We start from the raw sequence: 15,586 nt of genomic DNA on the forward strand, positions 1-15,586 counted from the left end.
TTTCAATTTGTTCCGGAGTAATGGGAGAGGCTTCAGGCGTTTTTCCCTGCCGCGCATCACGCAACTGCTTCACCCATCGCGTCATTGTGGAAAGGCCGGCATCCATAGCGCTGGCTGCATCTGCCACAGTGTAGTTCTGGTCAACAACCAGCTGAGCGGATTCACGTTTGAATTCCGCGCTGAAATTTCTTTTTTTCATTAAGGCACCTGTGTTGTTTTGAGGTGAGCATATCACCTCTTTTCAGGTGGCCAAATTCAGTAAACCACTACAGAATCAGCGATGAGACGAGCCGATTTACGATACAGAAAAGCGTATCAGTTCCGACATACATATGCCTGCTGGTCACTCGCCGCTGGTGCGAATCCCAATTTTATTGCCGCACAAATGGGGCATGCAAATGCTCAGATGGTCTATACAATATATGGTGCATGGATGTTCGATAATAACCAGTCACAGGTTGATATACTAAATCAGAGACTGGCAGCCACTGCCCCAAGGGTGCCCCAAACAGGGTTGGTAGAAAATTTAATTTAGAAATAACAATACCTTAATCGGTTATACAATCATTGAAAGGATATAATTGATTATCGTAGTTCGGTTTTTGCACGATCGCCTATAAGGAAATCATCATGCGCTATTCTAAACTCTCTTTGCTCATCCCGTGCTCGCTTCTGCTTAACGCCTGTACGACTGTCACTCCAGCCTACAAAGATAACGGGCCGCGTATCGGCGCGTGCGTGGAAGGCGGCCCGGACCGCGTGGCTCAACAATTTTATGATTACCGCCTTCAGAACCGCAGTAATGATATCGCCGCGCTTCGCCCCTTTTTGAGCGATAATCTGGCGAAATTGTTGACCGACGCCAGCCGAGATACGGAACACCGTCAGTTGATGAGCAGCGATCCGTTCTCCAGCCGCGCTACGCTGCCGGATAGCGCCAATGTAGCCAGCGCATCAACCATTCCAAATCGAGATGCGCGCAATATTCCACTGCGGGTGGCGTTAAAGCAGGGCGATCAAAACTGGCAAGATGAAGTGCTTATGATCCACGAAGGCCCATGCTGGGCGATTGACGACGTACGTTATCTGGGGGGAAATGTCCATGCTCCTGCCGGCACGCTGCGCCAGTCGATAGAAAACCATTAACAGGCGGCATCCCCCTTCCCCAATCATACCACCCGTAAATTGTCTGGCATTCTGTACGGAATGCCGACAATTCGTCTTACCATCTATTCCTCCTGCTATTTTGTGCTATGTTAAGGGAAGAGTTTGGGATATATTTAACTTTTAACGCATAAATATTGCATAACTATTCTGTCAAAGGTACTATCTGCGGCTTCAATAGCTATCAGACTGCCAGTATACGAGAGTCAATGAGTATTCAATTAAACGGCATTAATTGCTTTTACGGCGCACATCAGGCGCTGTTTGATATCACGCTGGATTGCCCCGAAGGCGAAACGCTGGTGTTGCTTGGCCCAAGTGGGGCGGGTAAAAGTTCGCTGCTGCGTGTACTCAATCTGCTTGAGATGCCGCGCTCCGGCACTCTGACTATCGCCGGCAACCATTTTGACTTTACGAAAACGCCAACCGATAAGGCGATTCGTGAATTGCGTCAAAATGTCGGGATGGTCTTTCAGCAATATAATCTTTGGCCGCATCTCACCGTTGTGCAGAACCTGATAGAGGCTCCCTGCCGCGTACTGGGTCTGACAAAAGATCAGGCGCTGGCTCGCGCAGAAAAGTTGCTGGAGCGTCTGCGTCTGAAGCCATACAGCGATCGTTATCCGTTGCACCTTTCCGGCGGTCAGCAGCAGCGCGTTGCGATTGCCCGTGCGCTAATGATGGAACCGCAAGTGTTGCTGTTTGATGAACCGACCGCCGCTCTGGACCCGGAAATTACCGCCCAAATCGTTAGTATTATTCATGAGCTGGCGGAAACGAACATTACTCAGGTGATCGTTACGCATGAAGTCGAAGTGGCGCGTAAGACCGCCAGTCGTGTGATTTATATGGAAAATGGTCATATCGTCGAGCACGGTGATGCGGGTTGCTTTGCCCACCCACAGACCGAAGCATTCAAAAACTATCTCTCTCACTAAGATTCGGGACAATGACAATGAAAAAAGTTCTGATTGCCGCGCTAATTGCAGGCTTTAGCCTTTCCGCTACAGCAGCCCAGACTATTCGTTTTGCGACCGAAGCATCCTATCCGCCGTTCGAATCGATGGATGCTAATAACAAAATTGTCGGCTTTGACGTCGATCTGGCCAACGCGTTGTGTAAAGAGATCGACGCCACTTGCACCTTTACCAATCAGGCGTTCGACAGCTTGATCCCCAGCCTGAAATTTCGCCGCTTCGACGCAGTAATGGCGGGAATGGATATCACGCCTGAGCGTGAAAAGCAGGTGCTCTTTACCACGCCATATTACGATAATTCCGCGCTGTTCATTGGTCAGCAGGATAAATTTACCAGCGTCGATCAACTGAAAGGCAAGAAAGTCGGCGTACAGAACGGAACGACACATCAGAAATTCATTATGGATAAACATCCGGAAATCACCACCGTACCGTATGACAGCTATCAGAACGCAAAGCTGGATCTACAAAATGGCCGTATCGACGCTGTCTTCGGCGACACGGCGGTAGTGACCGAATGGCTGAAAGCGAATCCTAAACTGGCTCCTGTTGGCAATAAAGTTACCGATAAAGATTATTTCGGTACCGGACTGGGTATCGCGGTGCGCCAGGGCAACACCGAATTGCAGCAGAAATTCAATACTGCGCTGGAAAAAGTGAAGAAAGATGGGACTTACGAGACCATCTATAACAAATGGTTCCAGAAGTAATCTTTGATGAACGAATTTTTTCCTTTAGTAAGCGCCGCCGGGATTACCGTCGGCCTTGCCGTTTGCGCGCTGATCATTGGCCTCGCGTTAGCTATGTTCTTTGCCGTCTGGGAGTCGATAAAGTGGCGTCCGATTGCCTGGATTGGCTCAGCGCTGGTCACCATTCTGCGCGGCCTGCCGGAAATTCTGGTCGTGCTGTTTATCTATTTCGGCTCCTCGCAACTGCTGCTTACGCTGTCTGACGGTGTTACGCTCAACCTCGGTTTTGCGCAGATCCCGGTGCAAATGGAGATTGAAAACTTTGATGTCAGTCCGTTCCTGTGCGGCGTGGTCGCGTTGTCCCTACTGTATGCGGCCTATGCGTCACAGACGCTACGCGGCGCGCTGAAAGCTATTCCGTCTGGTCAGTGGGAGTCGGGTCAGGCGCTGGGATTATCAAAGACGGCGATTTTTTTCCGTCTGGTGATGCCGCAGATGTGGCGTCACGCCCTGCCAGGGCTGGGCAATCAGTGGCTGGTATTGCTAAAAGATACTGCGCTGGTCAGCCTTATTAGTGTTAACGATCTGATGTTGCAGACAAAAAGTATCGCTACCCGCACCCAAGACCCCTTTAACTGGTACATTCTTGCGGCGGCTATTTACCTGGTCATTACACTGATCAGTCAGTACATCCTTAAACGCATAGACCTGCGCGCGACACGTTTTGAGCGGAGGCCGGACTAATGCTTGAGTATTTACCTGAACTGCTAAAAGGGCTACACACCAGCCTGACGTTGACCGTGGCTTCTATTGCCGTCGCTTTGGTGCTGGCGTTAGTTTTTACCATCATCCTGACGCTAAAAACACCGTTCGTGGTGTGGCTGGTGCGCGGCTATATCACATTGTTTACCGGTACGCCGTTGTTGGTGCAAATTTTCCTGATCTACTACGGACCCGGTCAATTCCCGACACTGCAAGAGTATCCGCTACTCTGGCATCTACTGTCTGAACCGTGGCTGTGCGCACTGATCGCGTTGTCGCTAAACAGCGCCGCTTACACCACGCAGCTCTTTTATGGCGCGATTCGCGCGATTCCGGAAGGTCAGTGGCAGTCCTGCGGCGCGCTGGGGATGAGTAAGAAAGATACGCTGGCGATTTTGTTGCCCTATGCGTTTAAACGCGCCCTCTCCTCTTACTCTAATGAGGTGGTACTGGTCTTTAAAAGTACCTCGCTGGCCTATACCATCACATTGATGGAAGTCATGGGCTATAGCCAGTTGCTCTATGGCCGCACCTACGATGTTATGGTATTTGGCGCAGCAGGCGTAATTTACCTGGTCGTCAACGGTCTATTGACGCTGATGATGCGTTTGATTGAGCGTAAAGCCCTGGCGTTTGAGCGGCGCAATTAACCAGGCAGGATAAGGCATTCTCGCCGCCGTTCGACAATGGTCTGATGGCGCTGCGCTTATCAAGTCTACGATGCATAATATTGAATAAATCCGACGGACAAGTGGTTAACCTGTCCGTCTTTTTTTATCCACTTTAAAATATTTACTCATTTTTATTGCATATAAATTCAATTAATGGCATTGTAAATCTATGCCGCAGACACGGCGCATAATCATAAGATTACGGGAGTGACATCATGAAAAAGTTAGTTCTGGCCGCATTACTCGCCTCTTTCGCCACTGGCAGCATCGCCGCTGAAAAAATCAATTTCGGGGTTTCCGCCACCTATCCCCCGTTTGAATCCCTGGATGCGAGCAATAAAATTGTGGGCTTCGATATCGATCTGGCAACCGCATTATGCAAGCAAATGCAGGCAGAATGTACTTTTACTAATCATGCTTTTGATAGCCTTATCCCGGCGCTGAAATTCAGAAAATATGATGCCGTCATTTCCGGAATGGACATTACTCCGGAGCGCAGTAAACAGGTCGCCTTTAGCAATCCCTATTATGCGAATTCCGCGCTGGTGATTGCCAAAAAAGACACCTATAAAACCTTTGCCGATCTAAAAGGTAAGCGTATCGGTATGGAAAATGGCACCACGCATCAAAAATATCTCCAGGATAAACATCCGGAGGTCAAAACCGTGGCCTACGACAGCTACCAGAATGCGATTATCGACCTGAAAAATGGCCGTATTGACGGCGTCTTTGGCGATACCGCAGTGGTCAATGAGTGGCTGAAAACGAATCCGCAACTGGGTCCGGCAACAGAGAAAGTGACCGATCCGCAATACTTCGGTACCGGACTTGGCATCGCGGTGCGCCCGGACAATAAGGCGTTGCTGGAAAAACTGAATAATGCGCTGACCGCCATTAAAGCGGACGGCACTTATCAGAAAATCAGCGATCAGTGGTTCCCGCAGTAAGACGTATGTTATTAGCCCACCGTGTTGCGAAATGGCAGTATAAATACCTTATTCAGCCCACGGGTCGCCATCGGAAACTATCCTGGCCTGATAAGCGCAGCGCCATTGGACATTCTACAGTTTGCCATCAGTCTCAAACGCCTGCATCAACAGACGATTCGGACTAATACTTGCCGGGTGACGCTGACGCGTACCCGGCTTACAACATTGTTGCGTTTTTAGACAACATCCAGACCCAGACGGCGATACTGCTCCGCCGGAGCATCATTTTCTTTCATCAAACGGATAAGTAAGTTGATCATCCTTGCTTCGATGGCCTCATCATGAATGGGATGTTGCTGCTGCGGATCGTCTCTGAGATCAAACAAGAGATGACCAAAGCTATTCACACCTTTATATTTTTCCCTGGCCGGAATACGTAATACCTGAAGCCCTTTAGTAAAGTTAAACGGAGGTGCCAGAGATAATTTTCCCAGTTCATCCACGTCATAACGCGCGTTCATCTTGATCGGCATTAACGTGTAGTTCGCAATGTCATGCTCACGCCCCGGCTGCGCGGCCCGCATATAAACATAGCGTCCGTCGGTAACATTAACATGCCCGCTAAACACGCCAAACAGCGCGCCTTCCCTGACGGGTTCATCACTGGCAATGACTTTCGCCAGCGGTTGGCCCTGCATATCTGCGGGAATAGGTTGCTGAAAATAATCCAGTAGCGTTGGCGCCCAGTCAATCATCTGCACCAGCGACTGCCGTCGCGCTCCGCATACCGCGCTGCGCGGGTCCCAGATAAACAGCAGGTTATTCGCCACCTCGTTATAATAGGGCATTTGATTTTTAGCCCACCAACCGTGCTCCCCCAGCAAGAAGCCGTGATCGGTACCGACAATCAGCATCGTATCGCGCCAGAGATCGTGTTCATCCATCAGATCAAGGATACGTCCCAGATTGCGGTCGCACATGGAAACCAGGGCCCGATAACGACAGCGAATATGCGCTATCGCCTCCTCGCTTTCACTGACTTTGCCGCGCGGCCAGTCATAATGCGGGCCTTGCCACTCATCGTCATAGAGCGATAAATATTCCTCGGTGGTATAAAACGGTTCATGCGGATCGAACGTCTCAACCTGCAATAACCAGTTATCTTCGGCATGATTTTTATGGATAAAATCGCACCCGGCGTCAAACACTTTCGTCTGGGGAAAATCAGCTTCCTGCTGGATGTATTCGCGGTTCGCCCAGTCGTGACGCCATAGCCCGGAAACGCCGCCTCCGGTTTGTTTTTGTGGAACGCGCAGTACTTCCGGAATGGGCGGCTCGCCAACGCTCGCCTTCCAGTGATCGCCCTCCTGACCGCGTACTACGTCCCAAGAGCTATAGCGGTTATGGTAGTTACCGCCGCCGTCTTCCCAGTAATGCAAATGATCGCTGATAAGATGGGTGTAGATCCCCGCTTTTTTCAATAATTCCGGCATGGAATCATCAAAGGGTTCCAGCGGCCCCCACTCACGATGCAGGAAATTATAGCGCCCGGTGTGCAGTTCCCGACGGGCTGGCATACAGGGCATACTGCCGACATAACTCTTGTCAAAGGTGGCGGCATGTGCCGCCAGGCGTTGAAAGTTAGGCGCTTTCGTTAGCAAATCGCCATAGGGCGGCAAATAGTTTTTATTCAGACTGTCAAACAGCAGAATAATCGCTTTCATGACTCCCCCTCATTTGTTGAGTAGGTGCGGAAAATTTTTCTCTACCACCTCGTAAATCTGTTTACCTATTGATTCGCCATCCATGATATTTTCAATAGGAATGAGATATTGTCCGTGTTTAGGATCGAGGCTGACGACATCAAGTAATTTTTTCGAGATCGCATAAATATCTGCCCAGTCGGTAAAGCCACCGACTTCTCCCGCTGCCGTATGCTCCATATCAAAAGAGAAGTCATATTTTGCTAACGCTTTTTTAACAACAGACTGTAACATTACGCTACTGCCTACACCATAACCGCATACGAATAAAATATTTACAGAATCTTTCATAATAAAATCCTTTATATATAAACCGAATCAACTAAATGGAATAAGGACCAAGATGGAACGTTGAAGCAATGAATTTCAGTAATTCACAAATCGCAGGCCACAGAGTCGCCCAGTCAAATATTCCCGTCCAGCCCACGCCTTCTTTTGCCAGCCCGGTTAAAGGAATGGCCCATACCGTACCGAAAGTCTGAATAATCCCTAACAGGAAAGTACAAATAATAACGGAACGATATCCCCCCATTCGGTTGGCTAATACGCCGATGGGACCGCCGGAAAAGAAGAGCGGAACAAAACCAGGCAATACCATAATAGGGCTATGGATGAGCAGCAGAATGCCCATGGAAAAAATCGTGCCGAAGGTACAAAAAACGAATCCCAGCGTGGCCGCGTTCGGCGAAAAAGGTAATAAAGCAGCAACATCCACAGCCGGTATAGCGTTAGGAATAAAGCGATCCTGCCATCCTTTAAACGAACCGTTAATTTCGCCTACCATCATCCGCACGCCCTGCAGCAAGATGACCATATACATAGAGAATTGCAGGCCCAGATTGATGATATAGATATACCAGGGTTTGCCTTTCGCCATTAACTGTACGTTATCGATCCCTGTCGCCAATAAAAAACCGCCAACGAAGAGCGTCATCACAATGGCGATTGCCGTCACGTTGTGATTAAAAATGGCTAACCAACCGGGAAGTTTCAGGTTTTCGGCGTCATGCTTTTCCGGATCGCCGAATTTATGCGCGAATTTCGAGAAAAACCACAATCCCAACATCTGGTTATGCGCGATGGTAAAACCGGCGTTATTGGTCACTTTGGCGATGGGTTTAACAATAAGCGTGGTTGAAAACGCCCAAAAGACCCCGGTCAATACCCCGGCAATCACAATGGATTGTACCCAACCGAACCCCAGCCAGAAGACAATTAACCACAGTACCGCCTGTGAATGAGAGACCCCGGTATTGCCGGTAAGAAATATACCTTTTGCGCCAGTATAACGGCCAAATAAAACTAATATCAGGTTAGTAAAAAATGCCAGTACAAAAACGTATCCTACATAGCCGAAATTATCGCCCAGCGCTATTTGCGTCGCGGCTTTCATGGCATATGAATCCATTAAGTATCCATGCACGCCATAAGCCTTGCTGACTGACTCTGCAACCGGTTTAAAAGTGGCTGAAAATTGAAAGCCGCCAAATAACACCATCATCAAACCGACCATCGCGCTGATCATACCAGTGATAATTTTTATAGGCGTCTTTTTATCCAGCGCATAGCCAACACCGACTAATATCCCAATTAATATTGCCGGTTCAGTTAAAAACGTTTGAATAACATCTATAAATTTGGCAAACATCGTCTGAACGCCCTCCATAAGCGTGCCTATTCGTTGTCATGATTGACCCCTTTACTGACGTTACGTATTGCTTCGCTGATGCTATTGAAATTTACCCGATAAACCACCTTGTCTAATTTTGCCTTACACGCACTGTAATAATCAAAATTAGTCATTAAAAGATTTAAAGTGATTATTTGTGATTTGATTTGCAAAAACAGGGTAATATATAACCATGATCGATCGGAGTTTTTTATCGATCGATCATGATTATTATTATTTATGGATAATGAGACAGTTAATATAGATATTTTGTATGCCTAGCTTTTGGCGCTACAGCCTGCAAAGCAATGTTAACACTTCATAATGCGCGGTATGCGGGAACATATCGAAAAGCTGAACACGTTGAATACGGTAGTTCGGCAGATGACGAATATCCTGCGCCATCGTCTGCGCGTTACAGCTTGAATAAATGATAAAACGCGGCGCTATTTGTGCAAGATAATCGCACAACGGCTTGCCAATGCCGCGGCGGGGAGGATTCACCAACACCAGATCGGGCGTTTCACCTTGTGCGGTGGCGAATTGGGTGGAATCCAGCGCCTGGAAATGAAGGCGGGTCAATCCCAGCTCGGCAGCGGATTGCCTGGCGCAGGCAATCGCCTCCGGCGCGATCTCAATACCGGTTAATTGCATCTGCGGCGTCGCGCAATGCAGGCCAAATCCGCCCACGCCGCAAAAAAGATCCCACATATGGCGTACCGGCAGTTGCCCTACCCAGTCGCGCGCTGTCGCATATAATCGGCTGGCGACCGTGGGGTTGGTCTGAAAGAAACTTTGCGGACGAATCCACAGCGGCACATCGTTAAAACGTTCCGCCAATGCGTGCTGATCCGTCAGGTAGATTTCCGTCTCCCCTTCCATAATCGCCATATGTACCGGCTGAATATTTGCGGTGATCACTCTGAGCTGCGGCAGTTGCGCGCGCAGCCACGGTAACGCCGCGCGCAGTTGCGTAAGTTTGGTTTCTGAACGCAACACGAAGCGTAGCATCATGCCGCCATCGAACTGACTTTCCGTCAGCAACAGGTATTTCAGTTCACCGCGTTTTCGCGCCACGTTATAAGGCGTGAGTCCGGCACGGGCAATAAAAGGTTTTAGCGCGCTGAATACGGGGGCAAAAGAGGCGGGATACAACGGGCAACCGCAAAGATCGACCGGCGTACCGTCGCGATGCAGCATCCCGAAGAGCGGTTTTTCTACACTACCGCTCACGACCATTTTCGCTTTGTTGCGGAAATGCTGTTCCGGGCCGCCAATCGGCGTGCGCCACTGTTCAACAGGCAGCCCGGCCAGCAAACGATGTAAATCGGCTGTTTTTGCGGAAAGTTGTTCGTTAACCGACTGCGTAATCCATTGACAGGAACGGCAGCGACCCGCGTCATAGAGTGCGCACTGCATACCAAAAAACCTTCATATTATCCGGGGCGACGATTATACACATTATTGCAGCCGGAAGAACCGACGGCTGGGAGCGGGAATAAACAGTAGGGACAGAATTAAAAGATCGGGAAGTTTTTGCATAAACAGTGAATGCAGGATGGCACGCTTCGATTCTCCAGCGATACTAAACAGCTCCGGATACCCGTAGCCCAACGAAGCCGCCCAAAGATACCCGCTCACAATAATTTGCGTCGCCAGGTACACCCAGCGTGCCCAGCTACGCCCTTTAACCAGCGAAAACGCGCAATAAATTTCAATAAAGACCAGCACTAAGCTTGCCAGAAAGACCAGGGTTAAGCTCCACGTTTGCACGCTGCGATGAATAAACTCCCCCATCCCACGTATGCCGAGGGTATTCATAATCATCAGCACATCGAGACCACGAATCAAAATAATCGCCATAGCCGCAACCTGCACCAGAGTAGGCACATTTAAGCGGGCATGTGACGAGGTTGATGGCTTTAAAAATCCCAATGAATGTCTTCCCTGAAAATGATGCCGCGACCCGCGCGGCAACGCATTGCCATAGTGGAAGATTTTAGTGGCTTCAGCCGCGCCTTGCACGCTGGATATCGCGAATCCGCTGTTTTTCCGCTCGCGCCATCAGGTACCAGGCAATAAATCCGACGATTCCTACTACACCGAGGATTAACGTCGCCAACGCGTTGATTTCCGGGTTCACACCCATGCGCACGCTGGAGAAAACCAGCATCGGCAGTGTGGTGGCGCCGGGACCGGAAACGAAGCTGGCGATTACCAGATCGTCAAGAGAGAGCGTAAAAGCCAGCAGCCAACCCGAAATCACCGCTGGCATGATCATCGGTAGAGTAATGACAAAAAAGACCTTCAGCGGAACCGCTCCAAGATCCATCGCCGCCTCTTCAATAGAGCTATCCAGCTCACGTAACCGCGAAGCGATCACCACCGCCACATAGGCGGTACAGAAAGTGACATGCGCCAGCCAGATGGTCAGCATACCGCGATCGGAGGGCCAGCCGATGGCATGACCAAGCGCGACAAACAGCAGCAGCAGTGACAGCCCAGTAATCACATCCGGCATCACCAGCGGCGCGGTGATCATAAACGCAAAGCCGTTTGAGCCGCGAAACCGCCCAAATCGCACCATCACCAGCGCGGCGATAGTACCGAGGATCACCGCCATCGTTGCCGCGCAGGCGGCAATCGTCAGGCTTAGTCCCACTGCGCTCATCATGGCGGTGTCCCGCAACAGCTCGCCGTACCAGCGTGTCGACCACCCCGCCCACACTGTCACCAGCTTCGAGCTGTTAAACGAGTAAATCACCAGCATTAACATCGGCGCATAAAGAAAAGTAAACCCCAATACCAGAATCAGAATGCGCCAGGGCGAGCGAGCGACCGGTAAGTTATTCATCCGTGCTCTCCCACGCTTTTTTGTTGATGTTTATGGAACCACATGATCGGTACTATCAGCAGCAGTAACATAATAATGGCGACTGCAGAAGCTACCGGCCAGTCACGATTATTGAAAAACTCCTGCCACAGGACGCGACCAATCATGATGCTGTCCGGCCCGCCCAGCAGTTCCGGGATCACGAACTCGCCCACCGCCGGAATAAAAACCAGCATTGAGCCGGCGATGACTCCACCTTTGGTGAGCGGAACGATGATACTAAAAAACGTTTTCAGCGGTTGTGCGCCAAGATCCAGCGACGCTTCCACCAGCGAATAATCAATGCGCGTCAATGCGGTATAAATTGGCAAAACCATAAATGGCAGGTAGGCATAAACAATGCCGATATAGACTGCCAGATTAGTGTGCAGGATCATTAGCGGCTGATCGATAATCCCCAGCCACAGCAAAACATTGTTCAGCACGCCGTTGTTTTTCAAAATGCCCATCCAGGCATAGACGCGAATTAGAAAAGACGTCCAAGAGGGCAGGAGCACCAGCAGCAGCAGGATATTGCGCGTGGAGGGCTTGCTATGCGCCACCGCCCACGCCAGCGGGTAGCCCAGCAGCAGGCAGCAGATCGTAGAAATACCGGCAATCTGTAACGATTGCAGATAGGCTTCGAAATAGAGCGGATCGTCGGTCAGTTGCAAAAAATTGCCGAGATTGAGCGTAATCGACAACTGACCGTCAGCCCATTCCAGCAGATCGGTATACGGCGGGATCGCCCGCGCCATTTCCGCCAGGCTTATCTTAAAGACGATCAAAAACGGCAGTAAAAACAGCAGAATGAGCCAGATATAAGGCAAAGCAATAACCAGCTTACGCCCCTGTTTCATTTGCATTCGCGCCACCCATCGCGCCGCGCCGCCGGGTTTGTTGATACGTGCCGAAGGTTCAAGTGTGCTCATGTTTCCCCCTTATACCGTCAGGACCACACAGCTATCCGCTTCCCAGCACAAACGCACTTCATCGCCCCAGGTCGGTAATCCTTTCCGGTAACGGTGCGCATTCTGCAGTTGAGCGCTGATCATCTGACCACTTTTCAGCCTCACATGATAAATAGACAGATCGCCAAGATAGGCAATATGCGCCACTTCGCCGACGGCGAAATTATAGCCATCGGCAGGCGGCGCCTCGCACAGCATGATTTTTTCCGGGCGTAGCGCCACATATACCGGCACATTATCAACGACAGAGGCGGATGTACCAGACCGGGCGCGTCAATGACCAGACCATCCTCTTCACGCGCTTTCAGTAAGCCCCCAAAAACATTTACCGATCCGATAAATTCGGCGCTATAGCGGGTCGTCGGATGCTCGTAAATCTCCTCCGGTTCGCCAATTTGCACGAATTTTCCACGGTTCATGATGGCAATGCGTCCCGCCATCGTCATCGCTTCCTCCTGATCGTGCGTCACCATGACGCAGGTCACGCCGACGCGCTCAAGGATATCAGCCACTTCAAGTTGCATCCGGTCGCGTAATTTTTTATCCAGCGCGCCCATCGGTTCATCCAACAAGAGTAGCTTAGGGCGTTTAGCCAGGCTGCGCGCCAGAGCTACACGCTGGCGCTGACCGCCGGAAAGCTGATGCGGCTTACGTTTGGCGAACTCCTGCATATGCACCAATCCCAGCATCTCATTTACCCGGCTGGCAATCTCTGCTTTCGGCAGTTTGTCCTGCTTCAGACCAAAAGCGATGTTCTGTTCTACCGTCATATGCGGAAACAACGCGTAGGACTGAAACATCATATTAATTGGGCGCTGATATGGCGGAACATGCGCCAGATCGACGCCGTCGAGCATAATCTGCCCGCTGTTCGGCGGCTCAAAACCAGCGAGCATCCGCAGCAGGGTCGATTTTCCACACCCTGACGCGCCCAGCAGGGCAAAAATCTCACCTTTATAGATAGTCAGACTGACATCATCGACAGCATGTTGCCCGTCGAATGACTTCGTCAGGTTGCGAATTTCCAGAAGCGGCGTCAGCGCTTTACGGGGTTTCACCTGCGGGCGGTGGGGGACATCATTCACAAGGCGCTCTCCGGCATAACATAATCACACAAACAAACGGTGGAACGCCCGATAACGCACACTTACCAGGCAATACCGTTAATAAATTACTTACCGCTTTTCACTTTCGTCCATGCGCGGGTACGGACGCGATCAATCTTCGGTTCCTGGACTTTCAGGGTAAACAACTTATCCCGCACATCCGCTGGCGGATAAATTCCTGGGTTATCGCGCACTTGCTGGCTTACCAGCGCCGTCGCCGCTTTATTGGCATTGGCATAGAAAACGTGATCGGAAATATGGGCAATCACATCGGGGCGCAGCAGATAATTGAGGAACTGGTACGCCTCATCTTTATTCCTGGCGTCAGCCGGCATGGCGAACACATCAAAAAATGCCATCGCCCCCTCTTTGGGAATAGAGAAAGAGATATTAACGCCATTTTTCGCCTCTTTCGCCCGGTTAGCGGCCTGCCAGACATCGCCCGCCCAGCCGATGGCCACACAGGTATCGCCATTAGCCAGATCGTTAATGTATTGCGAGGAGTGGAAATAGCGAATGTTTGGCCGTAGCTTCAACAACAGATCGGTTGCCGGGCCGGTGTAGTCATCCGCTTTGCTGCTATTCGGATCTTTACCCAGATAGTTCAGCACGGTGGCAAAAATTTCTTCAGGCGCATCAAGGAAAGAGACGCCGCAGCTTTTTAGCTTCTCCAGATTTTCCGGCTTGAGGACTAAATCCCAGCTATTCACTGGCGCATCATCCCCCAGCACTGCTTTCACTTTATCAACGTTATAGCCAATGCCCGTCGTGGCCCACATATAGGGCATGGCGTATTTGTTGTCAGGATCGTGCTTCGCTACCAGTTTCAGCAGTTCAGGATCGAGGTTTTTCCAGCCGGGAAGTTTGCTTTTATCCAGCGGCTGAAAAACGCCTGCGGTGAGCTGGCGCTCAAGAAAACTGGCCGATGGCACCACCAGATCGAACCCGGTGCTGCCTGCCATTAACTTGCCTTCCAGCACTTCGTTAGAGTCAAAGACATCATAGATAACGTTGATCCCGGTCTCTTTTTCAAAGTTCGCCACCGTGTCCGGCGCGATATAATCTGACCAGTTATAAATGTGCAGCGTTTTTTGTTCGGCAGCGAGCGTGCCGACAGAGACGACCATCAGAGCACCCGCAACCAGACCCGATAGCCATTTTTTCTTTAAGGCGGTCATCATCGCTTTCCTTCTGAAATCCGTTAACAAATGAACCCATTAGGCGTGGTTTAAAACATGCCTGAAATGTGCATACCTTTTCATTTGATAGAAATGAAGAAGAGAGGTCGCCCTCCCTGCCATCAAGCTCGCTATAGAAGCTTCGCAAGAATAACTTTAGCTAAGGTTTGAGGCTATAGCCCAGATTAAAAAACGCCTTTTATCAATTTTTTATGCAGGTTTTGTCTATGTGATAAAGCGAAATGGTCAGAAAGGAGGTGAATAATTCTTTAAATAAAGGTTAATAGCAGCATAAAAAAGCGTAAACAGCAGCCGCGCTGGTAGCGACTGCCTGATTATCGGAAGGGATTAGTGAAGAAAATGGTCAACCGCGCTGGTTTTTTGCGCGTCTTCTTCCGCGTTAAACAGAAGCTGATGCGCCCCGGCCTCAAGGATCACCATAGAGATCTGCTCTTCACTTTGGCGAACAAACCATTCGAACTGTTCGTAGGTGACGCCTTGCATAACGGATAAAGACTGGCACACAACCAGTTTTGGCAGATTATCATCCTGCATATCGAGAAAGGCTTTTACCGTCAACGAACTGGCGTTGATAGCAGAGAGATCGGCTGCCAGCGGCAGCAACGCGGAAGGCCTGACCTCCGCCATCGCGGAAAAAAGAATGGTGTTGTCCACCAAATCGATTTTAGCATCGTAGACGCCGTCAAAATTCTGCATATGCGGCAAATGCAGCGCCTGGCAGGTATCACATTCGAAGAAATTCATGCCCAGGTCGTCGAGCCATTGACGCAACGTATCCAGAGTGGGAACGACCAGTGATATCATAATAATGTGT

16 protein-coding genes and 2 pseudogenes are annotated in these 15,586 nt (G+C 50.2%); 7 read left to right on the top strand and 11 right to left on the bottom strand.

The features are described 5' to 3' along the window. The coding region (locus tag F4V61_RS04595; RefSeq protein WP_150363953.1) for a transposase at positions 1-199 on the bottom strand (199 nt) is incomplete at its 3' end. 72 nt (positions 200-271) lie between these two features. On the opposite strand from F4V61_RS04595, the pseudogene F4V61_RS04600 reads away from it, so the two are divergent. The 7 genes and pseudogenes from F4V61_RS04600 to artJ form a co-directional block, all read left to right on the top strand. Beyond that, positions 272-535: pseudogene (locus F4V61_RS04600) on the top strand (integrase); the annotation flags it as partial. A gap of 95 nt (positions 536-630) precedes the next feature. Continuing rightward, positions 631-1,146, top strand: coding sequence for a lipoprotein (locus F4V61_RS04605; RefSeq protein ID WP_001270730.1), 516 nt, complete (start codon positions 631-633; stop codon positions 1,144-1,146). Positions 1,147-1,373: 227 nt separating this feature from the next. After that, positions 1,374-2,102 carry an arginine ABC transporter ATP-binding protein ArtP gene (gene artP, locus F4V61_RS04610; protein ID WP_000027190.1) on the top strand — a complete coding sequence of 243 codons (729 nt, stop codon included), beginning with the start codon at positions 1,374-1,376 and terminating at the stop codon, positions 2,100-2,102. A 17-nt stretch (positions 2,103-2,119) separates the two neighbouring features. Then, positions 2,120-2,851 (top strand): arginine ABC transporter substrate-binding protein ArtI, encoded by a 732-nt coding sequence (gene artI / locus F4V61_RS04615; RefSeq protein WP_038396333.1) that lies wholly within the window; start codon positions 2,120-2,122, stop codon positions 2,849-2,851. Between the two features lie 6 nt (positions 2,852-2,857). Then, on the top strand, positions 2,858-3,574 hold the full coding sequence (gene artQ, locus F4V61_RS04620) for an arginine ABC transporter permease ArtQ (protein ID WP_001001710.1): 717 nt from the start codon (positions 2,858-2,860) through the stop codon (positions 3,572-3,574). Next, the gene (artM, locus tag F4V61_RS04625) at positions 3,574-4,242 is read left to right on the top strand and encodes an arginine ABC transporter permease ArtM (RefSeq protein WP_000895393.1); all 669 of its coding nucleotides are present in this window, start codon (positions 3,574-3,576) and stop codon (positions 4,240-4,242) included. The genes artQ and artM overlap by 1 nt, the downstream gene beginning before the upstream one ends. A gap of 236 nt (positions 4,243-4,478) precedes the next feature. Then, positions 4,479-5,210 carry an arginine ABC transporter substrate-binding protein ArtJ gene (artJ, locus tag F4V61_RS04630; RefSeq protein ID WP_000737534.1) on the top strand — a complete coding sequence of 244 codons (732 nt, stop codon included), beginning with the start codon at positions 4,479-4,481 and terminating at the stop codon, positions 5,208-5,210. Between the two features lie 218 nt (positions 5,211-5,428). Here artJ and F4V61_RS04635 read toward each other — a convergent pair whose 3' ends face one another. From F4V61_RS04635 to F4V61_RS04680, 10 genes and pseudogenes are all read right to left on the bottom strand, one after another. Further along, positions 5,429-6,916 carry a sulfatase gene (locus F4V61_RS04635; protein ID WP_000644008.1) on the bottom strand — a complete coding sequence of 496 codons (1,488 nt, stop codon included), beginning with the start codon at positions 6,914-6,916 and terminating at the stop codon, positions 5,429-5,431. Positions 6,917-6,925: 9 nt separating this feature from the next. After that, positions 6,926-7,246, bottom strand: coding sequence for a PTS sugar transporter subunit IIB (locus F4V61_RS04640; RefSeq protein ID WP_080160848.1), 321 nt, complete (start codon positions 7,244-7,246; stop codon positions 6,926-6,928). Positions 7,247-7,277: 31 nt separating this feature from the next. Next, a complete protein-coding gene (locus tag F4V61_RS04645; protein WP_000399327.1) occupies positions 7,278-8,621 on the bottom strand; it encodes a PTS sugar transporter subunit IIC in 1,344 nt (447 codons plus the stop codon). Positions 8,622-8,915: 294 nt separating this feature from the next. Then, positions 8,916-10,043, bottom strand: a complete 1,128-nt coding sequence (gene rlmC, locus F4V61_RS04650; RefSeq protein WP_001149797.1) for a 23S rRNA (uracil(747)-C(5))-methyltransferase RlmC — start codon at positions 10,041-10,043, stop codon at positions 8,916-8,918. 42 nt (positions 10,044-10,085) lie between these two features. Next, complete coding sequence (locus tag F4V61_RS04655; protein WP_024131950.1) at positions 10,086-10,559, bottom strand: YbjO family protein; 474 nt, start codon at positions 10,557-10,559, stop codon at positions 10,086-10,088. 73 nt (positions 10,560-10,632) lie between these two features. Then, positions 10,633-11,478, bottom strand: a complete 846-nt coding sequence (gene potI / locus F4V61_RS04660; protein WP_038396337.1) for a putrescine ABC transporter permease PotI — start codon at positions 11,476-11,478, stop codon at positions 10,633-10,635. Continuing rightward, positions 11,475-12,428: a putrescine ABC transporter permease PotH gene (potH, locus tag F4V61_RS04665; protein ID WP_038396339.1), complete on the bottom strand. Its 954-nt coding sequence runs from the start codon at positions 12,426-12,428 to the stop codon at positions 11,475-11,477. The genes potI and potH overlap by 4 nt, the downstream gene beginning before the upstream one ends. A gap of 9 nt (positions 12,429-12,437) precedes the next feature. Further along, positions 12,438-13,552: pseudogene (gene potG / locus F4V61_RS04670) on the bottom strand (putrescine ABC transporter ATP-binding subunit PotG). Positions 13,553-13,638: 86 nt separating this feature from the next. Further along, positions 13,639-14,751 carry a spermidine/putrescine ABC transporter substrate-binding protein PotF gene (gene potF / locus F4V61_RS04675; RefSeq protein WP_080160849.1) on the bottom strand — a complete coding sequence of 371 codons (1,113 nt, stop codon included), beginning with the start codon at positions 14,749-14,751 and terminating at the stop codon, positions 13,639-13,641. A gap of 348 nt (positions 14,752-15,099) precedes the next feature. Then, the gene (locus tag F4V61_RS04680; protein ID WP_000624810.1) at positions 15,100-15,576 is read right to left on the bottom strand and encodes a YbjN domain-containing protein; all 477 of its coding nucleotides are present in this window, start codon (positions 15,574-15,576) and stop codon (positions 15,100-15,102) included. Positions 15,577-15,586 lie beyond the last annotated feature (10 nt).

Origin of the sequence: Salmonella enterica subsp. arizonae, assembly GCF_008692845.1 — a bacterium.
GTDB classification, from domain to species: Bacteria; Pseudomonadota; Gammaproteobacteria; order Enterobacterales; family Enterobacteriaceae; genus Salmonella; species Salmonella arizonae.